Raw genomic sequence first — 21,762 nt, forward strand, 5'->3', positions numbered from 1 at the left:
GTGTTCCTAGCGTCGAAGCATGACCACCACACCCCCTGCGCCGCTCGTCGAGGCGGCACCCACCGAGGCCCTCCGCCTCTCCGGACTCGTCAAGGCGTACGGCTCCGGCGCCGCGCGCGTCACCGCTCTCCGCGGCGTGAACCTGGCCATCGCGAAGGGCTCCTTCACGGCGATCATGGGGCCGTCCGGCTCGGGCAAGAGCACGCTGCTGCACAGTGCAGCGGGGCTCGATCGTCCGACCAGCGGCACCGTCCACCTCGGCGGCACCGAGATCTCCGCCCTGAAGGCGCGCCAGCTCACGACGTTCCGCCGCGACCACGTCGGCTTCGTGTTCCAGGCGTACAACCTGCTGCCCGCGCTGACCGTGGAGGACAACATCACCCTCCCGCTGCGGCTGGGCGGACGCGCCATCGACCACCGGTGGCTCGAGACACTGCTCGACGCGGTGGGGCTCGCGGACCGACGCCACCGCCGACCCGCCGAGCTCTCCGGCGGCCAGCAGCAGCGGGTGGCCATCGCCCGCGCGCTCATCACCCGCCCGCACGTGGTGTTCGGCGACGAGCCGACCGGCGCGCTCGACTCGCGCACGGGTGCCCAGGTGCTCGACCTGCTCGCCCACACCGCGCGGGAACTGCACCAGACCGTGGTCGTCGTCACGCACGACCCCGTCGTCGCCTCGCACGCGGACCGGGTGGTCTTCCTCGCCGACGGCGCGTTCGCGGGACACCTCGACGGCGCCACCGCGCAGGAGATCACCGCCCGCATGAGCACGCTCGGGGAGTGGTGATGGCCGCCGCGTCGCTCGGCCTCGGACGGCTCGTCCGCGCCGACCTGCGCCACCACCGGCGCAGCCTCGCCGGAGTGTTCGTGGCGATCTTCGTCGCGAGCGCCCTGGTCACCGGGCTCGGCGTGCTCGTGGAGTCGGGCATCCGCGGCGGCCTCGCCCCGCAGCGCTACACGGCAGCCGAGGTCGTGGTGGGCGCCGTGCAGCAGGTCGACGTGCCGGAGGACCTGCCCGTGGCACTGCGCGAGCGCGCGCCGCTGCCCGCCGACGCCGCCCGCGAGATCGCGGAGCTGCCCGGGGTCGAGGCCGTGGTCGCCGACGTGACCGTACCCCTCGCGGCCTCGGGAGCCCCGGATGCGACGGCGGTCGTGGAGGCGCACCCCTGGGCGGCGTCGGCGCTCACGGGCTTCACGCTCAGCGACGGCCGCGAGCCCGCCGAGGCTGAGGAGGTCGTGGTCACCGCGGACTCCGGGCACGCGGTGGGCGACACCCTCTCGCTCGCGCACGGCGGTGAGCCGGCGGACTACCGCGTCGTGGGCGTGGTGACCGCGCCCGCGCCGCCCGAGCGCGGGGCGGCCGTGTTCCTCACGGGCGACCGCATCGCCGAGCTCGACCCGCACGGCGGCGCCCCGCAGGTGCTCGGCGTGTTCGTGGAGGGCAAGGACGCGGAGGCCGTGGCGACCGCCATCGGCGAGGCCCTGCCCGGGGTGGTCGCCCGCACCGGCGACGCCCGCGGCGACGTGGAGTTCCTCGACTCCGGCGCCGCCCGCACGATGCTCGTCGCGATCGGCAGCGCCTTCGTCGGCACGTGCATCCTCGTGGCGCTGTTCATCGTGGCGGGCACGCTGTCGCTGTCGGTGCAGGCGCGACGGCGGGAGTATGCGCTGCTCCGGGCGGTGGGCGCGACACCGCAGCAGGTGCACGCGCTGATCGCCCGCGAGGTGCTCGCGGTCGCCGCGGTCGCCGCGGTGCTCGGCCTGGCTCCGGGCTACCTGCTCTCGACGGTGCTGCAGACCGCGTTCGTGGCCGGAGGGGTGATCCCGGGCGACTTTGCGCTCGCCGTGAGCCCGATCCCCGCGGCCGGTGCTCTGCTGCTGGTGCTCGGCGCGGCGTGGGGTGCGGCGCGGATCGCGGCTCGGCGCCCCGCGCGCCTTGACCCCATCGAGGCGCTGCGCGAGTCGTCGACCGGGCCGGGCCCCATCGGCCTGCCGCGCATCATCGCCGGGATCGTGTTCGCCGCCGCCGGGGTCTCGGTCTCGACCGTGCCGCTGGTGGTGCGCGGGGATGCGGCCGTCGGCGCCTCGGCGGGTGCCGCCCTGATGCTGATCGTCGCGCTGGGGCTGCTCGGCCCGTGGCTGGTCGCGGTCTGCGTGCGGCTGGTCGGCCCGCTGCTGCGTCGGCTCTCGGCGGCGGGCTTCCTCGCCGCCGCCAACACGGCGGCGGGCAGTCGACGGCTGGCGGCCGCGATCCTCCCCATCGCGCTCGGCATCGGGCTGGGACTGGTGCAGATCGGCGGACCGGCGATCGTCGCGGACGAGGCGGCGCAGCAGGCCCGCGACGGCGTCACCGCGGAACTGCGGGTGTCCGCGCCCGCGGGACTCTCGCCCGCGACGGTCGAGGCGCTGCGGGAGGCACCGGGGGTGACCGGGGCCTCGGGCGTGGCGCTCAGCGCGGCCGTGATCGACTCGCGCGACATCGAGGGCCAGCTCGAGCGCACCGAGTACGTGCTGCAGGGCGTCGACCCCGCGACCGTGGACGGGCTGCGCGACCTGCAGGTGCAGGAGGGGGCGCTGGCGGCACTCGACGGCGGCCGTGCCATCGCCGTGAGCGTCGACACCGCACACACCCTCGGGGTCGGCCTGGGCGACACGGTCACCGGGACGATGGGCGACGGCACGGCGCTGGACGCCACCGTCGTCGCGGTCTACGAGCGGGGCCTCGGCTTCGGCGCCCTCACCATGGACGCCGCGCACGTGCGCGCCCACACCTCCGCGGGGCTCGACGCGTTCGCCCTCGTGTCCGTGGAGGGCGACGCGGCACAGACGGCCGATGCCCTCGCGGCGGGCGGGCTGCTCGTCGCACCCGCGTCCGGGCAGAAGGCCAGCGGGGCGGATGCCGTCTCGCAGCAGGGCTGGGTGAACCTCGTCGCGCTGCTGGTGATCCTCGGGTACATCGCGATCGCCGTGGTGAACACCCTCGTGATGGCGACCGGTGAGCGCTCGCGCGAGCTGGCGCTGCTGCAGCTGGTCGGGGCGACCCGCGGCCAGGTGCGCGCCACCATGCGAGTCGAGGCGATCCTCGTCGCCGCGATCTCGATGGTGTTCGGCGTGCTCGTGGCGATCCCGCCGCTGATGGGGATGAGCTACGGCATCTCCGGACAGCCGGTCCCCGCGATGCCGGTCCTCGGCTCGCTCGCGATCATCGGCGGCATGGGGGCGCTGGCGCTGGTCGCCCTCCGCGTCGCGACGGGCGCGGCGCTGCGGCGTCGGCCGATCGAGGAGATCGGTTCGCGCGAGTAGTGCGGTGTGACGGGGGCGTCCGCGCGGCGGGCGTCCCCGTCCGCATCGGGCGAGGGGGATCCGCCCGCCGGGTGGGGTGAAAAGGCGGGGTGAATTCTCCCGGTCCGGCCGGGACGGAGCTGCGCACCCGGGCAGTCTGGCGGAGGCCCGGACCGAGTACGCCATACCCGATGGTGCTCGGCGGTCGCCTGAGGGGGCGGGGCTTCCGTGTGCGCGCACGCGCCGCGGACAGCGATGGATGGGGAGTGAAGTCGTGGGATTCCGTGATGCCCGTGAGCAGCGGCCGAGCCGCTGGAGCCGGACCAGGAAGCTGATCGGCGGTGTGGTGAGCACCGCGCTCGTCGCCTCGTCGATGATCGTGGTGGGCGGCACGCTCACCGCGGCGCCGGCCGCAGCAGCCGAGCCGTTCCTCTGCACGCCGGGAGCGGTGTACGTGCAGAGCACCTCCGAGGTGCGCGAGTTCGCGGTGAACGAGCAGGGCGGCGCCCCCGGCGACGGCGGCACGCTCAGCAGCATCAACCTCGGCGCGAACCACTCCAACAACGCGCTCGGTCTCTCGTCCAACGGACGCTACGCGTACACCGTCACGAACGCCGCCGGCAGCAAGATGCTCGCGAAGCACGACCGCGTGACCGACACCACCACGCGCACCTCGTTCTCGCTCAACTCCTCGGTCCTGCGCGGCGCCGTGCACCCCGTCACCGGCGTGTACTACTTCGCCAGCGGCACGATCAACGGCGCCATCAACCTGTACGCGTGGAACGAGAACGTCACCCCGCAGACCTACGTGCAGGTCGGCACGCTGCGCCCGACCACCGGCAGCAGCGCGTTCGGCGCCAACGGCGACATGGCCTTCAGCGCCTCCGGTCAGCTCGTGCTCGTGGCCGACAACTACATCTACTCGTCCGACCTGCCGAGCACGCTGCAGCCGAGCACCGCCACGATCGACGCCAAGCAGGTGCACGACATGGGCGCGGGCGTGCAGGGCAACGGCATCGCGTTCGGCAACCTCGGGCACATCTTCGTGTCGGTGTCCGGCGGCGGCAACCGCATCATCGAGGTGGACCTGCCCCGTGGGGCGACCGTGAACACCACGTCGCTGGGGAACTTCGGGCCCACCGACATGGCCAGCTGCACGTTCCCCAACACCCTCACGCTCAAGAAGGACCTCCCGAACGGGCGCCAGGCCGACACCGACCAGTTCGCGCTGCGCGTGCAGTCGCCCACCGGCTACCAGGTGCCGCAGACCGATGCCACGACGCGTGGCGCGCAGCCCGGCCTGCAGCCCGACTACGCGGGTCCGGTGTTCACCAACCAGGGGGACACCTTCCAGCTCTCCGAGTCGCCCGCCGGCACGACCGACCCGGCCCGCTACGACGCGTCCCTGGTCTGCGTGCAGGTCAACCCCGACGGCTCGACGACCCCGGTCGCGGTGACCGCCGACGGCCAGGTCACCCAGCCATCCGGTCCGCTGGGCACCGACGTCACCTGCACGTACACGAACCTGCGCCTCGCACCCGGCCTGGCCCTGCGCAAGACCTCGGATCCCGCGAACGGCACCGCCGTGACCGCGGGGCAGCGCGTCACCTACACGGTCGAGGCGGAGAACACCGGCAACACGCACCTCGACCCGGTCACCGTGAGCGACGACCTGTCCGGCGTGCGCGCCGTCGCGACCTACCAGGGCGACGTGGCGACCGGGATCGACGGCGACCCGGTGACCTCGGGCGCCGCGACCGTCACGGGCGACGAGCTCGCCTGGAACGGTGCGCTCGAGCCCGGCCAGGTGCTGACCGTGACCTACTCGGTGATCGTCGACGAGGGCGCGGAGGGCGAGCGCATCGCCAACAGCGTCACCGCGTCGGGCACGCCCCCCGGCGGCTTCGACCCGATCGTCCCCCCGGCCGTCACGACCGAGCACCCGGTCGCCGGCTTCGAGCTCGTCAAGACCTCGTCGCCAGCCTCGGGCAGCACGGTCGAGCCCGGCCAGACCATCCAGTACACCGTGACCGGCACCAACACCGGCGCGACTCCGCTCGACCCCGCCTCGCTCACGGATGACCTCTCCGGCGTGCTCGCCCACGCCGCGTACAACGACGACCTCGCGACCGCGATCGACGGCACGACCCTCACCACGGGCGGCGCGACCCTCACCGGCAGCACTCTCGCCTGGACCGGGGCCCTCCAGCCCGGGCAGACCGTGACCGTGACCTACTCCGTGACCGTGGGAGAGGACGCCTCGGGCGAGATCCTCCGCAACACCGCCGCGGGCTCCGGCACCCCGGTCACGCCCGACCCCGGCGACCCGACCGGACCGCTGGTGCCCGGTGAGCCGATCGTCCCGCCGACCTCCACCACGGAGCACCCCGTGCTCGGCTCCGGCTTCACGATCTCGAAAACGGCCGACCCCGCGTCGGGCACCCGCGTCGACCCGGGCAGCGTGATCACGTACACCGTCACGGGCACCAACACGGGCGACACCGTGCTCGACCCGGCGACGATCACGGACGACCTGCGCGACGTGCTGGCCCACGCGAGCTCGAACGACGATGCGACCGCGACCCGCGGCAACGTCCGCGTGGCCGACGGAACGCTGAACTGGAGCGGCCGACTGCTCCCGGGGCAGGACGTGGTGATCACCTACTCGGTCACCGTCGACGCCACCGCGGGCGGCGAGCTCATCGCCAACACCGCCACCGGCGCCGCGACCCCGCTCATCCCCACGGATCCGAGCGACCCCGGCAGCCCGACCACGCCTGGCACGCCGATCACGCCGCCGCCCGCCACCACGGAGCACCCGGTGAACGAGCCCGGCTTCACGTTCGCGAAGACGGTCGACCCCGCCACGGGCACCGCCGTCGACCCCGGCACCGTGCTGACCTACACGCTGACCGCCGCGAACACCGGCGAGACCGTGCTCGACCCGATCGCGATCACGGACGACCTGTCCGGCGTGCTGCCCTCGGCGGCGTACAACGGCGACGCTGTCGCGACCATCGGCGGCGCGTCCGCGGGTGCCGTGACCGTGGACGGCGCGACACTCGCCTGGAGCGGGTCGCTCGCGGTCGGGGAGACCGTGACCGTCACCTACTCCGTGACTGTGACCGCAGAAGGCGTCGGCACCGTGATCGAGAACGCGGCGACCGCGTCTGCCACGCCGCCCGGCGGCTCCGTCATCACGCCGCCTCCCGGCACCACGACCACGCCGGTGAACCGTCCGGGCTTCTCGCTGTCGAAGAGCGCGGACCCGGCGACGGGCACCGCGGTCGACCCCGGCGCGGTCATCACCTACACGGTGACCGGCGTGAACACGGGTGAGACGGCGCTCGACCCCGTCGCGATCACGGACGACCTGTCCGACGTGCTCGCCCACGCCGCGTTCAACGGCGATGCGACCGCCACGATCGACGGCGTCCCGGCCACGGCTCCCACCGTGGCGGGCGACCGGTTGTCGTGGAGCGGTGCACTGCCGGTGGGTGCGACCGTCACCCTCACGTACTCCGTGACCGTGGCGGCCGACGCGGGCGGCACCGTGCTGGCGAACCGGGCCTCCGGCTCCGCGACCCCGCCCGGGGGCGTGCCGCCGATCGAGACGCCGCCCGCCACGACCGAGCACCCGGTCAACGCGCCCGGCTTCGAGCTGCGCAAGACCGCCGACCCCGCGGACGGCACCCGCGTCGACCCGGGCAGCGTCATCACGTACACCGTGACCGGCGTGAACACGGGTGAGACGGCTCTGGCGCCCGTGAGCATCGACGACGACCTGTCGGGCGTGCTCGCGCACGCCGACTTCAACGGCGACGCGACGGCCACCGTGGTCGACGGCGTCGCGCCCGCCCCGGTCGTGGCCGGCGACGAGCTGACGTGGACGGGCGACCTCGCGGTCGGCCAGCGCGTCACCATCACCTACTCGGTGACCGTGCACGCAGACGCGGGCGGTGCGACCATCGCCAACACGGTCGAGGGCACGGCGACGCCTCCGGGTGGCGCGGTGATCACGCCCCCGCCGACGACCACGGAGAACCCGGTCGGCACCCCCGGCTTCACGTTCGCGAAGACCTCGGACCCCGGTTCGGGCACGGCCGTGGCGACGGGAAGCGTCGTGACCTACACGCTCACCGGCACCAACACCGGCGAGACCGGGCTGGACGAGGTGGTCGTGCGGGACGACCTGGCCGGAGTGCTGCGGCACGCCGACCTGCGCGGCACGGCGACGGCCACGGTGGGTGACCGCGAGGTGGCCGCCCCCGTGATCGACGGGACGGCGCTGCGCTGGACGGGCAGTCTCGCGGAGGGGGAGAGCGTCGTGATCACCTACGCCGTGACCGTGCACGCCGACGCGGCAGGTGCCTCGCTGCGGAACGTGGCCGTCGCCTCGGCCACGCCGCCCGGAGGGGAGACGATCACCCCGCCCGCCGGCACGACCGAGAACCGGGTGCTGACGCCGCTCGCCGTCACCGGCGGACAGCTGGCGCCCTGGGTGCTGATGCTCGCGATCGCCCTGCTGCTCGCCGGAGCCGCGCTGCTGATCGTGCGCCGGCGTCGCATGCAGGCCTGACGACCCCCCGCCGGCTCCCGGCCGCCGCCCCACGCGCGGCCGGGAGCCCTCGGGATCAGTCGGGGAGCAGTCCGTGCCGGGCGGCCTGCTCCAGCGCCTCGGTGCGATTGGCCGCGTCGAGCTTGCGGTAGATGCTGCGCAGCTGTGTCTTGAGGGTGTTCGGCGACACGCTCAGCTCGGCGGCGATGTCCGGCAGCGCCGCCCCCGAGGTGAGGGCGTGCAGCACGACCTGCTCGCGGGACGACAGTCGCGGCCGCGTCGCGAACGACGGCAGCGCGGAACGCGTGGGCAGGGGCGCGCCGCCGAGGGGGGCCAGGTCGGCGCGCACGGCCGCGAAGTCCTCGGCGCCGAGCAGGGCGATCGGGGTCCGCAGCTCCCGGTCGGCGAGCTGCGCGGCCAGCGCGTCGGTGGTCGGCTGCGCGGCGGCCGGGGTCACGCGGTGCAGGGCGGCGCTCTGCACGGCCGCGGCCTCCGCGCGCTCGCGAGACGTGGTCGGCTGGAGCCGCGTCTGCGCCAGCATGCGCACCGCCTCCGGCGCACGACCGTCGACCAGGGCCACCCTGGCGCGTTCCAGCAGCGTCGCGAAGCGGTCGCCCGGCGCGTCGCGCTGCTTGATGCTGCGGGCGGCCCGGACGTCGCCGAGCGCGAGGTGCAGCAGGATCCGCGGGCGGCTGAGGGCCTGTCGTGCGTGGGGTGTTGCGCCCTCGCGTCCCCGCATCCTGGCGAAGGACTCCAGGCGTTCGAGCCCGCCCGCGGCGTCGCCGTCGTGCAGCGCGATCCACGCCTCCACGGCGGCCATGGTCGTCCAGTGCTCGCTCGTCGCCCGGTGGGGGAGGAACGCCCGCACGTGCTGTTTCGCGGCGTGGAGGTCGCCGTCCTCGACCGCGAGCATCGCCTCGGCCACGCGGTAGAACGTGCCGCGGTAGCCGTCGAGCAGCTCCTGGCTGTGACCGCCGTCGCGGAGGAGGCCGACGAAGTGCCGTGCCTCGGGGAGGTCTCCGGCCCTGGCGTGGATCCCGGCGAGCAGGCTCATGGCGTGGAACCCGTTGCCGGTGCCCTGCGCACCGGCGAGAGCCGCGGCCTCCTCCAAGAGCCCCACCGCCTGTTCGCGGCGGCCTCCGTAGTACAGCGACAGCGCGAGGTGGGTGCACAGCAGCGGCATCTCCCGGGCGTAGCGGTGCCACTCGCTCTCGGGGGTCTCCGTGAACAGCGCGAGCGCACGGGCCGCGACCTGTCCCGCCCGGTCGGGCATGCCGATGACCCGCAGGGCCGCGCTCTCGGCCGTCCAGATGAAGAGGCGCTCGGTCGCCGAGAGGCGGGTCTTCCGCCCGTTCGCTGCCGAGACCGCCAGGCGCAGGAGCTGGAGTCCGCGCAGGCGGCGCAGCCGGTTGGCGTTGAGGCAGATGCCGAGGAGCATCGCCACGAGCGGCTCCTGCTTGAGGCGTGCGATCGAGAGGTCGCCGAGCAGTCGCACGACCGCCCTGCCGTCGTGGTCGAGCAGGTGGCTCCATCCCGACATGATCACGTGTGCCGCGAGGGCGAGGTCGTCCTCTTCCACGGCCAGACGCAGCCCCTCGAACGGAGCGCCCCGCCGCACGGCGCCCTCCACTGCGAGGCGCCGCAACCGGGGGATCTCGGCCGGGTGTGTGCGGCGGAGCTCGCGGCGCAGCAGGGTGCGGGCGTGCGGGGCCAGCCGGAACAGGCGGGGCTCACCGGGCTCCCAGTGCCCGAAGCCGAACACCTCGGATTCCTCGAGGGCGTGCACGATGTCGGGGTTGCCCGTCAGTGCGGCAGCGAGGGGGGTGTCGACGGCGTCGGTGATGCTGAGCCGGACGAGATCGTCCAGGGTCCGCTCGGCGAAGTCGTCCCGCTCGATGCGAGCCCGGAGGTAGTCCTCGATCGTCGCGGATGCCGCCTCGACGACGGCCGACCCGCCCCCGTGCAGGGCCGCCGCCCGGACGGCCGCGGGGAAGCCGCCCGTCGCCTCCTGGATCGCCTGGACCGTGTCATCGTCGACGGCGGGGTCGAGCATCGCGCGGATCTCGTCGTGGTCGAACATGAGCTCCTGCGGGCCGAGAAGCGCGGTGTCGATCACCAGGCGAAGCCCGGCGCTGTCGAAGGGACTGGGCCGGTTGGTCGCGACGACGAGTCGCACGAGCGGGAGCGCGGCGATCGTGCGACACAGGTCGAACACGCTCTCGCGGTCGAGCGCGGCGGCGTCGTCGAGCACGATCACCAGCGGCTCCGTGAGCGGGCACAGATGCTCGGTGACCGCGGCCCACAGCTCTCCGGGTGCCTCCGTCGGGGGGTCTGCGGAAGCCCTGCCCTCTGGCGCCTGTTCGCGAAGGGCGCGCAGCAGGGCCAGCGCGAGGTCGGAGCTGCTCTCACGCCCGGGGGACACGGTGAGCCAGACCACGCGGGACGAGGTGACGAACGCCCAGCCGACCACCGCGGTGGTCTTGCCCGAGCCCGATGCCCCGCGGAGCAGCGTGAGCGGGGTGTCCGTCTCGAGGGCTGCGTTGAGCCGCGGTCGCCCGATCACGTTCGTCGAGACGCGCGGCAGATGCCTGCTCTCACGCGCGACGGAATCCGTCATGTCCCCTCCCCAGGTCCCCGCCTCCACAATATTCCGAAATGACGATCGGGCGGGTGACATGACGCCGCGGCGACGTCGGTGATCGGCCGGCCGCCGTGGACTCTAGGCTCGGAGACGTGACGGACGGGCGGGCGAAGACGGTGCGACGCGTGCCGACCAGCGCCCTGCTGGTGAGTGCGGCGCTCGGTGCGATCCAGGCGCTCGTGTTCCTCGCGGTCGTTCCCGTCACCGGAGTGCTCGCGGCCGCCTCGCCCCCGGCCTACGCCCTCGTCGCCGCCGTGCACACGGCCCTGCCGTTCCTGGCGCGCGTGGTCACGCGCACGCCGGGCGCCGCCACGCTGACGGCGTTCGTGGCCGGGGCGCTCACGGTCGCGGTGTCGCCGATCGGACCACTCGGGCTGGTCCCGCTCCTGCTCGGCGGTCTGGTGCTCGACCTCGTGCTTCCGCTGCGGCGCGACGCTCGGGTGGGCGCCGGGCGGATCGTGGCGGCCGGGGCCGTCGCGGGGATCGCGCTGTTCCTGGTCGCGCTGCCGGTGTTCTCGCCGGAGCACCTGGTGCCCGCCGTGCTCGTGGCGACGCTGGCCGCGCGCGTGGTCGGGGAGGTCGCGGTCGCCGGGGTCGTGATCGCGGTGCGGAGGCTGCTGGCCCGCGCGGGCGTCGTCCGCTGAACATGCCCCGAATACCTATACCCCCTGCGGGTAGTATCGGGGCATGACCGATCGACGGGCGCTGCGCGGGGCACTGCTCGCGGTGGTGCTCGCGGGCGGAGTGCTGCTCGGGCTGCTCGGCATGCACGCGCTCGGGTTGCACGGCACCGCCGGGGCGCACGGCCCCGGTCACGCCGCGGTCGTCGCGACGGCGTCCCAGGGCGACGCCGCCCACGACCGCCCGGGCTCCGCGGCCCACGACCGCGGCGACCGCGCCGCGCCGCTCGCCTCCCACGAGGGCAGCACCCCGCCGTCGCACGACCTCGCCGCAGCCCTCGCCGCGCCGTCGGCCGGCGGAGCGGACGGCGCCGCCGCGTGTGTGCTGGCCCTGCTCGGCGGGCTCCTCCTGCTCCTGCGCCACCGGGCGTCCCCGGCCCTCGCGGCACCGGCGGCCACGGTCGTCCTCCGCGCGCGCGGCACCCTGCCGATCCCGCGACCTCCGTCTCTTCACGTGCTCTGCATCAGCCGGACCTGAGGCGCCGTCGTGCGCCCGGGGCGACCGCGACCGCGCTCGCCCATCCGATCGAGAAGACCGAGAAGAGAGACCCATGAAGAATCGAACCACCCGTACCGCGGCCGCCCTCGTGATCGCGGGGTCGCTCGCGCTCGCCGGCTGCGCGTCGAGCGAGCCCGCGGGCCCCGCCGACCACTCCGGCATGGACCACTCCCCGAGTGACGCCCCGGCCGCCGGGGCGAACGACGCGGATGCGATGTTCGCGTCGATGATGATCGTGCACCACCAGCAGGCGGTCGAGATGTCCGACATCGTGCTCGCGAAGGACGGCGTCGACCCGCGCGTGGTCGACCTCGCCGAACGCATCACGGCCGCGCAGGGGCCCGAGATCGAGCAGCTCCAGGGCTGGCTCGACGACTGGGGTGTCGACGCGGCCGACGCCGGCGCCATGGACCACGGCGACGGCATGATGAGCGACGACGACCTCGCCGCGCTCGAGGCCGCGACCGGGCCCGAGGCGTCGCGGCTGTTCCTGGAGCAGATGATCGTGCACCACGAGGGCGCGGTCGAGATGGCCGAGGTGCAGCTCGCGGACGGCGAGAACGCCGCTGCCGTGGCGCTCGCGCAGGACATCGTCGACGCCCAGACGGCCGAGATCGCGGAGATGAAGGACATCCTCGCGAGCCTCTGACGCCGAGAGCCCCGCGTCGCCCTCGCGCGGCGCGGGGCTCACCCCTTCTCCCGCCGCCGGACATCGCCGCGAGGGCTATCGCTGATCCGGGCGCGGCGGAGTCCGCTCGGCCCTCCCGACGCGGCGCGCCACACGTCGCAGCGGGTGCGCGAGCCGCTGCCACAGCGTGGGGGCGGGGGTGTCGTCGGGAGCGGGCGGCGGAGCCACCGCGAACTGCACGAACTCCTCGGCGCCGTGGTGCACCACGCGGTACAGGGCCGTGCCGATCAGCACGCCCAGCGCGATCGACATGACCGACACGAGGGCGGCGGCGAAGTCGGCCAGGCCGTTGTCGGTCGCGAACGCCTCGGTCAGTCCGACCAGTCCGGCCGCCCCCGGCACGAGCAGCCAGAACGCCGGCAGGAACGTCAGCTGCGAGGGCGCCCCGTGCCGCAGCCCCGCGATCCAGAACACCACCGGGGTCACCGCGAGCGCGCCGACGAAGCCGCCCACGGCCGGATCGATGAACTCGGTGCCCGCCCACTGGCCCACGTAGGCGACCACGAGCGCGAGCAGCACCCATCCGAAGGTCGACGGCGGCGCCGAGAAATGGAGGTAGTTGCCCAGCGCGAACACGAGGATCCCCAGCAGCGGCACCCACCACGGCAGGAACGAGGAGGCGTCGAGCGGCTCGTACGAGTCGGACGACACCCCCACCACGGCACCCGCGGCGAGGATGCCGAACGCCAGCAGTGCGAGCTGCACGAACCCGTAGACCAGCCGCGACGCCCCGGAGATCATCTGGCCGGCGGCGAGCTCGACCGTCGCGGTGGTCAGCACCCCGCCCGGAAGGAACGTGACCAGCGGGGCGATCAGCACGCGGATCGGGTCGCCGACCTCCACGGCCTCCGCGAGCAGGAACACCGCGGTCGCGCACACGAACGCCGCCGCGATCGGCATGATGAGCTGCAGCGTGGGCGAGCGCACGAGCTTGAGCAGCCCGATCCCGAAACCGAGCACGAACGCGACGGTCGCGCCCTGCCAGGTGGGGGCGAGCAGCAGGGCGAGCCCGGTGGTGAGGATCGCGTGCCCGAGCGTGCGCGTGAACCAGCCGAGACGCGGTCGCATCGCGCCGATCTCGTTGAGCCGCCGGATGCCGTCGCGCGGCGCGACCGCGCCGGTGCGGGCCTGCGCGATCAGCTCGTACAGTGCCGCGATCTGGTCGAAGCGGAACGACGCGTTGGTCGCGGAACGGATGGCGACGCGCTCCTCCTCCTCGTCGCCCGTCTCCACGATGATGATCGTCGGCAGCACCACGAAGTCGGTGTCGTCGCCGCCGGACGCGCGCGCCACCTCGGCGATCGTGTCGCGGATGCGGTCGACCGACTCCGCCGAGGCGTTCATCCCCTGCGCCAGCCCGAGCAGGAACTGGCGCAGCGCCGACCGGTCGACGACGTCGGTCATGTCACCCCACCGCGGTCATGTCACGCGAACAGGAACGACAGGGCGACGCCGACCACGATCGCGGTGCCGACGTAGACCAGGTTCGGCAGCTGGAACGAGTGGTCGACCACGAACTTGCCCATCTTGGTCGTGCCGGTCTGGTCGAACGCGACCGTGGCGACCTGACTGCCGTTGGCGGGCAGCGTGTAGATGCCCATGGTCGCCGGCCACAGGCCCACCAGCAGCGGGGCGGGCAGCCCGATCGTGATGCCGATCGGCACGATCGCGTTCGTCGCGCTCGACTGGCTCGTGGTGAGCATCGCGACCGCGAACAGCGCCAGCGCGAACAGCAGCGCGCCCAGGAACGCCGACGACCCCGACACCACGGAGCCGAGTCCGTCGACGATGAGCGTCTGGTTCGCGGCGACGAAGGTGTTCGCCAGCCACGCGATGCCGAACAGGGCGATGGCGCCGACGATGCCGGCGGGGAACGTGGGCTGCTTGGGCACGTCGGCCGCCTTCACCTTGCAGAACACGAAGATGAGGGCGGCGATGATGCCCATGGTGACCTCGATGATGACGGTCACGCTCAGACGCACGGGGTCGCCACCGTCATCGGTGCCGATCACCGGTCGCAGATTCTCGAACAGGCCGAAGAACACGATCACCGCGACGCCCGCGAGGAACAGCGATGCGGAGAGCACCGCGGTCTTCGGCAGCGTCTTCTCGTGCGCGTCGACGACCGGCGGCTTGATCTGCCCGTCCGCCAGGCGCTTCTGGTACTCCGGGTCGTCCTCCAGGTCCTTGCCGTGGCGCATCATCACGAGCGCCGCGACGAGGAGTCCCGCGATGGAGGCCGGCCACATGATGAGCAGCAGCCCGCCGAGGTCCACGCCCTGCGGCGCGAGCAGCACCACCATCGAGGCGGTCGCAGCCGACACGGGGGAGCACAGGATGCCGACCTGCGAGGCCACGGCCGAGACCGCCAGCGCCCGCTCCGGACGGATCTTCTGCTGGTACGACACGTCGTAGATCACCGGCAGCAGCGGATAGAAGATGTTGCCCGTTCCCGCGCCGACCGTGAACAGGAACGACATCGCGGGGGCGAGGAACACCACCGACTTGGGGCGTTTGCGGATGACCTTCGCCGCGACGGACACCATCCAGTCGATGCCTCCGGCGGCCTGCATGGTCGAGGCGGCCGTGATCACGGTGATGACGATGAACACCGCGTCGACGGGGGCGTTGCCCGGCGCCTCGCCGAAGACGAACACCAGCACGGCGACGCCGACGAGGCCCCACACGCCCAGGCCGATCCCGCTGGTGCGGGTGCCCATGAAGATCGCCAGGACGACGACGATCAGCTGGGCGATGAGGAGGAAGACGTTGTCGTTCATGACGATGCCCCGATCATCAGGATGGCCCGGTCAGGAGGAGGGTCCGGTGGCGATGGGCCCGGTACCGGTGAGCACCTGCACGGGCAGCTCGGTCTCGACGATCCGCCCGTCCACCGCTTCCACCCGCAGGGCGAGGGGGTCGTCGACCGGGCTGATCGCCGTCACGAACTCGGAGTTCTCGAAGTGCAGCGACTGGAGGTTGCCCACCGCGTAGCCGGTCGACAGCTCCCCGCTGAGCAGGGAGGCGTGGAACAGCGGCCGGCGCTGGTCCTCGGCGTCGTAGTGCGGGCAGAAGCTGCCGTGCAGGAAGCCCAGGCCCTCCGGCAGCACCTGCAGTGTGGGGCCGTAGCTGTCGGTCGTGCCGCCCTCGAACCAGCAGATCCCGCCCGCGCTGCCGCCGGTGAACACCACGTTCGACGCGGGGTCCTCCCACATCTCGCGCATGATCTCGTCGAGTCCCTGCCGCTTCCACACGTCGAGCATGTTGGCGGTGTTGCCGCCGCCCACGTGGATCACGTCGAAGCCCTTCACGAACCCGGCGAGGTCGTCGACCGCACGGTGGAACAGCGGCAGGTGGTGCGGCGCGCACCGGTCGGAGTCGTACGTGGAGTAGAAGCTCACGATGTAGGCGGTGTCGTCGCCCGTCGCGGTGCCGACGAACAGCACCCGCGGTCTGTCCTTGCCGGTGAGTCTCAGGATGTAGTCGTGCGTCGGATCGTTCCGGCGCTCCATCATGGCCTTCCCGGCTCCGGTTGCGACAACATGTGACATCGGTGACCCCCCGGTTCGACGGCTGCTCTCAGGCGTCAACATAGTGGTGCGCGACCCGGCGCGTCCAGCACTCCTCACCCGCTCGACGTGAGGGACGGTGCGGCCGTCGGCGCACGCCATAGTGGGAGGGGACGTGTCGACGACGGCGGGAGGGCCCACGGTGGCATCGAGCGAGTTCGCGGTGTGCGCGATGTCCGAGCGCCCGGCGCTGTGGACGCTGGTCTGGCATCCCGAGACCGAACGGTGGGAGGCGCGCGACGCCGCGGTCGCGCTCGACCGGCCGTTCGCGCTCGCCGCACACCCGTCCGGCTCCCTGTACGCCGCGGGCCTCACCCCCGAGGGCGCAGTGCATCGGCTCACGCGCGGGCCCGGCGACGGCGCGGCCGACTGGGTCGTGCGGCAGAGCCTCGCCCTGCCGGGGGTGGAGCTGCCGTGCCGGGTGCGGTTCGACGCGGCTTCGCGGCGCCTGCTGATCCCCGGGTACGGGAACGGGGCGCTCGGGGTGGTCGACCTCGACCGGGACGGCGGCTTCGCCGGGCCCGCCCGAGTGGCCGCGTTCACCGGCGGTGGGCCCGACCCCGAACGACAGGACGGCCCGCACGCCCACGACGCCCTCGCGCTCGCCGCCGGCATCGGCGTGACCGACCTCGGCGCGGACGTGCTGCGCATCCTCGACCCGACGACCCTCGCCGAGCGGGCGCCGCTGGAGCTCCCCGCGGGCACGGGACCCCGGCACGTGGCCGACCTCGGCGGCGGACGGGTCGCGCTCTCGGGCGAGCTGGGCTCGACGCTCGTGCTGGCCTCGGTCACCGAGCGCCGCGTGCTCGACGTGCTGCCTGCGACCGCGCACGGCTCCGGCGGGTCGAACGCGCCCAGCACGGTGGTGCACGATCCCGTGCGCGGCCTGGTGCACGTCGCGAACCGCGGCGCCGACACGATCCTGACCGCCCGGATCGACGGCGACCGCCTGGTGCGCGTGTCCGAGGTGCCCGGCGGCGGCTCCCGGCCGGAACATCTCGTGCTCACCGGCCGGCACCTGCTGGCGGTGCACTCCGCCGACGGCGTGGTCGTGGCGCTGCGCCTGCGCGACGGGGTGCCCACGGCCGAGGTCGCCGCGGAGACCCGGGTGCCCGGCGCGATCTGGATCGAGCCGCTGCCGCCGCGGAGCTGAGTCGCGGTTGCGGTCAGCGCTCGGGCAGCTCGGGGCGCCAGCGGTTCCGGTGGCTCAGGCGGTTCCGCGCGGCGGGGTCAGGCGTTGAGGCGGGCGGCGCCGACCTGCGCCTCGAGCAGCGGCAGGGTGCGGCTGCCCGCGGGCGTCAGGCCGAGGGCGCGCGCGAGTTCGAGTGCGAGCGCCGCGTGCCCGGCCGCGTTCGGGTGGAACGGGTCGCCCATCAGGCCCCACGGCACCCCGCCGTTCCCCAGCTCGGCGTAGCGGGCGTACTGGTCGACCAGGAGCACGTCCTCCGCCGCGGCGACGCGCCGCACGGCCTCGGCGAACTCGGCGATCCGCGACCGCTCCGGGGCGTTGAGGCCGTCCACCGCGGGCGGCGTCTGCAGCACCACGACTGCGTCGAGGTCGCGCGCACGCCGCACGAACTCCCGCAGCGACTCCGCATACTCGGCGGCCGAGAGCACGGGGCGCTCGCCGCCGGTCGACACATCGTTCGTGCCGATCATGAGGGTCACCACGTCGGGGTTCCAGGAGGCGACGCGGCGGTCCCAGTCGTCGAGGATGTCGGCGATGCGGTTGCCGCTGATCGCCGAGTTGATCACGATGTCGCGCACGCGGGCGAGCTCGCCGCGGATGAGCTCGTGCAGGTGCTCGGGGTAGCTGCGTCCGCCCTGCGTGTGCACCAGCCCGTGGGTGATCGAGTCGCCCGTGATCAGCCAGTTCAGCGGCGCCGGATCGGCCAGCGCGGCGGTGAGGCGCTGGAGGTCGGCGGTGGCGGAAGCGGGGGCGGGGGATTCGGCGTTCGGCACGGCTCCGAGCCTATCGGCCGACCACGGCGACCACGGATGCGGGAGACTGGACGGATGACCTCGTCTGCGCTCGACCGTCTCCTCGCCCGCATCGCCGACTCCGGTCTGCTCGACGACCCCGTCGCGGAGAACGGCCTGGTGTACGGCCGCGCCGGGATCGACGCGGCGGGCGCCACGGTCTCGGTGAACGTCGATCCGGAGCTCGACGAGCACGACGAGGTCGACGATGACGCGCTGGTCGCCACGCTGGAGCGCGTGCTGTCGGTGAACGAGTCGCGGTGGCGGGCGATCGTCGACGAGGTCGCGTCGGACATCGACGACGCGGTGGACGACGAGCCCGTGGTCGAGCAGATCGATCTGCGCGACGACCTGGAGGCCACGTCGGTCGTGGTGTTCGCCGATGCCGTGCTGCTCGCGTTCGTCGCTCCGAAGCAGTTCCCGGAGTCGCGCATCCTGGTGCAGCTCGACGAGGAGTTGGAGGTCGACGGCGTCGAGGTGCGTGCGCTCGACGGCTCCGAGACGGTGGAGTTCGACACCCTCGACGACCTCCTCGACGAGATCAGCCGCTCCGACGAGGACTGAGCGCCCCCGTCATTCCGCGTCGAGCACCTCACGGAGCGTGGCGGCGAACGCCTCGGGCTGGCCCGCATAGCCGGACTCCCCGGCCAGGAAGCCGCCGTGGTGGCTGGGGAAGACGGTCGCCTGCTGGCCCAGCCGTTCGGCCAGCGCGAGCGCGGTCCGTCCGGTGTACCCCGTCAGCGACTCCTCGCCCACCGCCACCACGATCCGCGTCGGTGCCGCCTGTAGCGCCGCGATGTCTGGCGTGTAGTCGACGACCGCCCACGACCGCTCCGACAGCAGCGGATCGTCGCGGGATCCGTCGTCGTCGGCGGGCATCCCGAACGCGGCGGGGTCGGGCAGCGGCTGCGCGAGGAACTCCTCGGTGAACTCGCCCTCCCACGAGGTCATCGCCAGGAAGCCTGCCATGCCGGCGCCCCAGCCGCAGTCCTGATACGCGCGGGTGTAGGCGGCCCTGGCGCGGCGGGCGGCCTCGGCGTCGGGCAGCACCGCATCGATCGGCGGCTCGTGCGCGACCAGGGTGGCCACGTCGTGCGGGTGGGCGGTGACCAGGGCGAGCGCCGTCACCGCGCCGCCGCTGCTCGCGAACAGGTCGACCGGTCCGGCGCCGAGCGCCTCGATCAGCGCGTGCACGTCTTCCGCCTGCGTCTCCGGCTCGTTGGTGACGCCCCCGTCGTGCCGCACGCTGCGCCCCAGGCCGCGCGGGTCGTACGTGATGACGGTGCGGTCGGGGAAGAGCGCCACCTGGGCCTGGAACCCGCTGGCGTCCATCGGCTGGCCGATCATGACCAGCGGACGCCGCCCGTCGGCCGTGGGCAACGGGCCGTGCACGTCGTACACGAGATCCACGTCGGGCAGTTCCAGGGTGTGCTGCGTCATGTCGATCTCCTTCGCGCGTCCCCGTGGATCGTACGTGCCGTCACGGACGTTCCACCAGGGGCGGTCACAGCCACTTCTTGTACTTGAACACCCCGTACAGGCCCACCGCGAACGCCGCCATCGCCCCGATCGCCATCGGGTACCCGAACGCCCAGTGCAGCTCGGGCATCACGTCGAAGTTCATGCCGTACACCGTGCCGACGAGCGTGGGGGCGAAGATGATCGCGGCCCAGGAGGAGATCTTCTTGATCTCGTCGTTCTGCGCCAGGCCCGCCTCGGTCTGCCGCCGCGCGACCAGCGCCGAGTGCACCGTGAGGGCGTTCTCCAGGATCGCGCGGAACGAGTCCACCCGCTCGTTGACGCGGATCGTGTGGTCGAGCACGTCGCGCAGCGACCGCTGCAGCTCCTCGTCGATGCGGTACTTCTCCGACCCTCGGCGGAGCCACTCCAGCATCCCGCTGAGGGGGTGCACGGCGCGCTGGAAGTTGATCACCTCGCGGGACAGCTCGTAGATGCGGCGGGACAGTGCGCTGTCGTCCGCGCCGTCGCCGAACAGCTGGTCCTCGATCTCGTCGATGTCGTTGAGCAGACCGGCGACGATCGGCTCGTAGCCGTCGACCACCTCGTCGAGGATCGCGTACAGCACGGCCTCCGGTCCCATCGCCAGCAGCTCCGGGTTCGCCTCCATGCGGGAGCGCACGGCGGCGAGGTTGGGCGACTCGGCGTGCCGGATGGTCACCACGAAGTCGGGCCCGACGAACAGGTGCAGCTCGCCGAACTCGATCGACTCCTCCTTGTCGCGGTAGCGGGCCGGGCGCAGCACCGCGAACAGGGTGTCGCCGTAGCGCTCCACCTTCGAGCGCTGATGCCCGGAGAGCGCGTCCTCCACGGCGAGGGGATGCAGGTCGAACTCGCGCGCGACGGACTCGACCTCCGCCGGGCTGGGGCGGTAGAGGCCGATCCAGGCGATGCCGCCCGCCGCGTCGAGCATGCGGTAGGTCTCGTCCAGGTTCCTCGGGGTCTCCACGCGACGTCCGTGGACGTACACGCCGTTGTCGATGAGCGCCATGATGCGGCTCCGTTCTCGCGAGCGCACGGCAGCGGAGGCTCCGTGCGCGGATTCGTCAGGGGGCGGGAGACGCCGCCGACGGCTGCGGAACAGGACGTGCGGACGCGGACCGGGAGGTCAACGCGAGAGCGCAGGGAGTCGCGACGCAGCGAGGGCGGCGTCGTTACTATCGTCGGACATCGCCATCACCGCCTTCCGGACTCTCGGGGGTCACACGACCCGACGTGCCAGCATACTCCCGGAACCTGGACGGGGGCGCGGCAGTGGTTCGATCGTCCGGACAGGGAGACACATGAACGAGTTCGCCATCGGAGACATGGTGCAGATCACCGGATCGCCCATGAGCGGCACCGTGGGCACCGTGGTGTCGTTCGATGAGAAGCGCCAGCGCTACCTCGTGCGCATTGACGCCATGACGCAGAACTACTACGCAGCCGGCGATCTGACCGTCTTCGCGCCCTGACCTGGCGACCCGGTCGCGGCGGAGCCCGATCGGGGCCGCTCGCCGCGGCCGACTACGGGACGATCGCGTCGATGTAGCCGCCGTCGACCCGCACCGCCGCGCCGGTCGTGGCCGACGCGAGCGGCGAGGCGAGATAGGCGACCATGTTCGCGATCTCCTCCGGCTCGATCAGCCGCTGCAGCAGCGACTGCGGGCGGTGCAGGCGCATGAACTCGCGCTGCGCCTCGTCCCACGGCAGGTCCGGGTCGACGAGGGAGTACACGAAGTCCTCCACGCCGCCCGTGTGGGTGGGCCCCGCGAGCACCGAGTTCACCGTGACGCCGGTGCCCGCCGCCTCCTTCGCGAAGCCGCGCGACACCGCCAGCAGCGCCGTCTTCGACATGCCGTAGTGGATCATCTCCGCGGGGATCACGACGGCGGAGTCGCTGGCGATGTCGAGCACCCGCCCCCAGCCGCGCTGCATCATGCCCGGCAGCGTCGCCCGGATGAGCCGCACGGCGGCGAGCACGTTCACCTCGAAGTAGCGGCGCCATTCGTCGTCGGAGATGTCGAGTGCCGGGGTCGCGCCGAAGATCCCGAGGTTGTTCACCAGCACGTCCACGTCGCCCGTGGTGTCGAGCACCGCCGCGGCGCCGTCGTCGGTGGTGACATCGCCCGGCGCGGGCACCAGGCTCCGCTCGGGATTCTCCTCCCGCAGCTCGGCGACCACCGCCGCGACCGTGTCGGCGCTGCGGCCGTTGACGGCGACGCGGGCTCCGGCATCGGCGAGGGCCGTGGCGATGGCGCGGCCGATGCCCTGGGTGGAGCCCGTGACGAGGGCGGTCTTTCCGGTCAGGTCGATGCGCATGATGCTCCTCCGTGTCGGTGCTGCCGTGTGCAACACCGCCGCGCCT

The 21,762-nt window shown here is 73.1% G+C and carries 17 protein-coding genes; 9 read left to right on the forward strand and 8 right to left on the reverse strand.

Features of this window, described 5'->3' with window-relative positions:
- The first annotated feature begins 19 nt into the window (after positions 1-19).
- From ACWGQ1_RS00585 to ACWGQ1_RS00595, 3 genes are all read left to right on the forward strand, one after another.
- Complete coding sequence (locus ACWGQ1_RS00585) at positions 20-787, forward strand: ABC transporter ATP-binding protein (protein WP_136036776.1); 768 nt, start codon at positions 20-22, stop codon at positions 785-787.
- Complete coding sequence (locus ACWGQ1_RS00590) at positions 787-3,303, forward strand: FtsX-like permease family protein (RefSeq protein ID WP_452312137.1); 2,517 nt, start codon at positions 787-789, stop codon at positions 3,301-3,303. Before ACWGQ1_RS00585 ends, ACWGQ1_RS00590 begins: the two co-directional genes overlap by 1 nt.
- 253 nt (positions 3,304-3,556) lie before the next feature.
- Positions 3,557-7,861 (forward strand): DUF7927 domain-containing protein, encoded by a 4,305-nt coding sequence (locus ACWGQ1_RS00595; protein WP_452312138.1) that lies wholly within the window; start codon positions 3,557-3,559, stop codon positions 7,859-7,861.
- A gap of 55 nt (positions 7,862-7,916) precedes the next feature.
- Here the strand turns inward: ACWGQ1_RS00595 and ACWGQ1_RS00600 are convergent, their stop codons facing one another.
- Positions 7,917-10,457: a LuxR C-terminal-related transcriptional regulator gene (locus ACWGQ1_RS00600; RefSeq protein WP_452312139.1), complete on the reverse strand. Its 2,541-nt coding sequence runs from the start codon at positions 10,455-10,457 to the stop codon at positions 7,917-7,919.
- 116 nt (positions 10,458-10,573) lie between these two features.
- Between ACWGQ1_RS00600 and ACWGQ1_RS00605 the strand changes: the two genes are divergently transcribed.
- The 3 genes from ACWGQ1_RS00605 (at position 10,574) to ACWGQ1_RS00615 (ending at position 12,309) form a co-directional block, all read left to right on the forward strand.
- Entirely contained in the window at positions 10,574-11,125 is a 552-nt protein-coding gene (locus ACWGQ1_RS00605; RefSeq protein WP_452312140.1) for an ECF transporter S component, read from the forward strand.
- 43 nt (positions 11,126-11,168) lie between these two features.
- Complete coding sequence (locus ACWGQ1_RS00610; RefSeq protein WP_247638104.1) at positions 11,169-11,639, forward strand: hypothetical protein; 471 nt, start codon at positions 11,169-11,171, stop codon at positions 11,637-11,639.
- Positions 11,640-11,712: 73 nt separating this feature from the next.
- Positions 11,713-12,309 carry a DUF305 domain-containing protein gene (locus ACWGQ1_RS00615; protein ID WP_378822306.1) on the forward strand — a complete coding sequence of 199 codons (597 nt, stop codon included), beginning with the start codon at positions 11,713-11,715 and terminating at the stop codon, positions 12,307-12,309.
- Positions 12,310-12,384: 75 nt separating this feature from the next.
- Here the strand turns inward: ACWGQ1_RS00615 and ACWGQ1_RS00620 are convergent, their stop codons facing one another.
- The 3 genes from ACWGQ1_RS00620 to ACWGQ1_RS00630 are packed head-to-tail and all read right to left on the reverse strand — an operon-like array spanning position 12,385 to position 15,899.
- Positions 12,385-13,752 carry a threonine/serine exporter family protein gene (locus tag ACWGQ1_RS00620; protein WP_136030515.1) on the reverse strand — a complete coding sequence of 456 codons (1,368 nt, stop codon included), beginning with the start codon at positions 13,750-13,752 and terminating at the stop codon, positions 12,385-12,387.
- A gap of 20 nt (positions 13,753-13,772) precedes the next feature.
- Positions 13,773-15,128, reverse strand: coding sequence for an anaerobic C4-dicarboxylate transporter family protein (locus ACWGQ1_RS00625; protein WP_136030513.1), 1,356 nt, complete (start codon positions 15,126-15,128; stop codon positions 13,773-13,775).
- A gap of 30 nt (positions 15,129-15,158) precedes the next feature.
- Positions 15,159-15,899: a Type 1 glutamine amidotransferase-like domain-containing protein gene (locus ACWGQ1_RS00630; protein ID WP_136037204.1), complete on the reverse strand. Its 741-nt coding sequence runs from the start codon at positions 15,897-15,899 to the stop codon at positions 15,159-15,161.
- Positions 15,900-16,032: 133 nt separating this feature from the next.
- Here ACWGQ1_RS00630 and ACWGQ1_RS00635 point away from each other — a divergent pair, with 133 nt between their 5' ends.
- The gene (locus ACWGQ1_RS00635; RefSeq protein ID WP_452312141.1) at positions 16,033-17,070 is read left to right on the forward strand and encodes a beta-propeller fold lactonase family protein; all 1,038 of its coding nucleotides are present in this window, start codon (positions 16,033-16,035) and stop codon (positions 17,068-17,070) included.
- Positions 17,071-17,147: 77 nt separating this feature from the next.
- On the opposite strand, the gene ACWGQ1_RS00640 is transcribed toward ACWGQ1_RS00635, so the two are convergent.
- Positions 17,148-17,879 carry an SGNH/GDSL hydrolase family protein gene (locus ACWGQ1_RS00640; protein ID WP_366627330.1) on the reverse strand — a complete coding sequence of 244 codons (732 nt, stop codon included), beginning with the start codon at positions 17,877-17,879 and terminating at the stop codon, positions 17,148-17,150.
- 54 nt (positions 17,880-17,933) lie between these two features.
- On the opposite strand from ACWGQ1_RS00640, the gene ACWGQ1_RS00645 reads away from it, so the two are divergent.
- A complete protein-coding gene (locus ACWGQ1_RS00645) occupies positions 17,934-18,461 on the forward strand; it encodes a hypothetical protein (RefSeq protein ID WP_206252051.1) in 528 nt (175 codons plus the stop codon).
- A gap of 9 nt (positions 18,462-18,470) precedes the next feature.
- Here the strand turns inward: ACWGQ1_RS00645 and ACWGQ1_RS00650 are convergent, their stop codons facing one another.
- Both ACWGQ1_RS00650 and ACWGQ1_RS00655 read right to left on the reverse strand, forming a co-directional pair.
- Entirely contained in the window at positions 18,471-19,337 is an 867-nt protein-coding gene (locus tag ACWGQ1_RS00650; RefSeq protein WP_452312142.1) for an alpha/beta fold hydrolase, read from the reverse strand.
- Between the two features lie 64 nt (positions 19,338-19,401).
- Positions 19,402-20,406: a magnesium and cobalt transport protein CorA gene (locus ACWGQ1_RS00655; RefSeq protein ID WP_136030501.1), complete on the reverse strand. Its 1,005-nt coding sequence runs from the start codon at positions 20,404-20,406 to the stop codon at positions 19,402-19,404.
- 292 nt (positions 20,407-20,698) lie between these two features.
- Here ACWGQ1_RS00655 and ACWGQ1_RS00660 point away from each other — a divergent pair, with 292 nt between their 5' ends.
- On the forward strand, positions 20,699-20,869 hold the full coding sequence (locus ACWGQ1_RS00660) for a KOW domain-containing RNA-binding protein (RefSeq protein ID WP_168442809.1): 171 nt from the start codon (positions 20,699-20,701) through the stop codon (positions 20,867-20,869).
- Positions 20,870-20,921: 52 nt separating this feature from the next.
- Here the strand turns inward: ACWGQ1_RS00660 and ACWGQ1_RS00665 are convergent, their stop codons facing one another.
- Positions 20,922-21,716, reverse strand: a complete 795-nt coding sequence (locus ACWGQ1_RS00665; protein WP_452312143.1) for an SDR family NAD(P)-dependent oxidoreductase — start codon at positions 21,714-21,716, stop codon at positions 20,922-20,924.
- Between the last annotated feature and the right edge of the window lie 46 nt (positions 21,717-21,762).

This window comes from Microbacterium sp. NPDC055599, assembly GCF_053618975.1.

Bases quoted from the DNA above. Each gene is read 5' to 3' on its own strand.
- ACWGQ1_RS00615 (WP_378822306.1), top strand. From the start codon at position 11,713: ATGAAGAATCGAACCACCCGTACCGCGGCCGCCCTCGTGATCGCGGGG.
- ACWGQ1_RS00630 (WP_136037204.1), bottom strand. From the start codon at position 15,899: ATGTCACATGTTGTCGCAACCGGAGCCGGGAAGGCCATGATGGAGCGC.
- ACWGQ1_RS00650 (WP_452312142.1), bottom strand. From the start codon at position 19,337: ATGACGCAGCACACCCTGGAACTGCCCGACGTGGATCTCGTGTACGAC.
- ACWGQ1_RS00655 (WP_136030501.1), bottom strand. From the start codon at position 20,406: ATGGCGCTCATCGACAACGGCGTGTACGTCCACGGACGTCGCGTGGAG.
- ACWGQ1_RS00665 (WP_452312143.1), bottom strand. From the start codon at position 21,716: ATGCGCATCGACCTGACCGGAAAGACCGCCCTCGTCACGGGCTCCACC.
- ACWGQ1_RS00625 (WP_136030513.1), bottom strand. From the start codon at position 15,128: ATGAACGACAACGTCTTCCTCCTCATCGCCCAGCTGATCGTCGTCGTC.
- ACWGQ1_RS00585 (WP_136036776.1), top strand. From the start codon at position 20: ATGACCACCACACCCCCTGCGCCGCTCGTCGAGGCGGCACCCACCGAG.
- ACWGQ1_RS00660 (WP_168442809.1), top strand. From the start codon at position 20,699: ATGAACGAGTTCGCCATCGGAGACATGGTGCAGATCACCGGATCGCCC.
- ACWGQ1_RS00620 (WP_136030515.1), bottom strand. From the start codon at position 13,752: ATGACCGACGTCGTCGACCGGTCGGCGCTGCGCCAGTTCCTGCTCGGG.
- ACWGQ1_RS00610 (WP_247638104.1), top strand. From the start codon at position 11,169: ATGACCGATCGACGGGCGCTGCGCGGGGCACTGCTCGCGGTGGTGCTC.
- ACWGQ1_RS00645 (WP_206252051.1), top strand. From the start codon at position 17,934: ATGACCTCGTCTGCGCTCGACCGTCTCCTCGCCCGCATCGCCGACTCC.
- ACWGQ1_RS00590 (WP_452312137.1), top strand. From the start codon at position 787: ATGGCCGCCGCGTCGCTCGGCCTCGGACGGCTCGTCCGCGCCGACCTG.
- ACWGQ1_RS00600 (WP_452312139.1), bottom strand. From the start codon at position 10,457: ATGACGGATTCCGTCGCGCGTGAGAGCAGGCATCTGCCGCGCGTCTCG.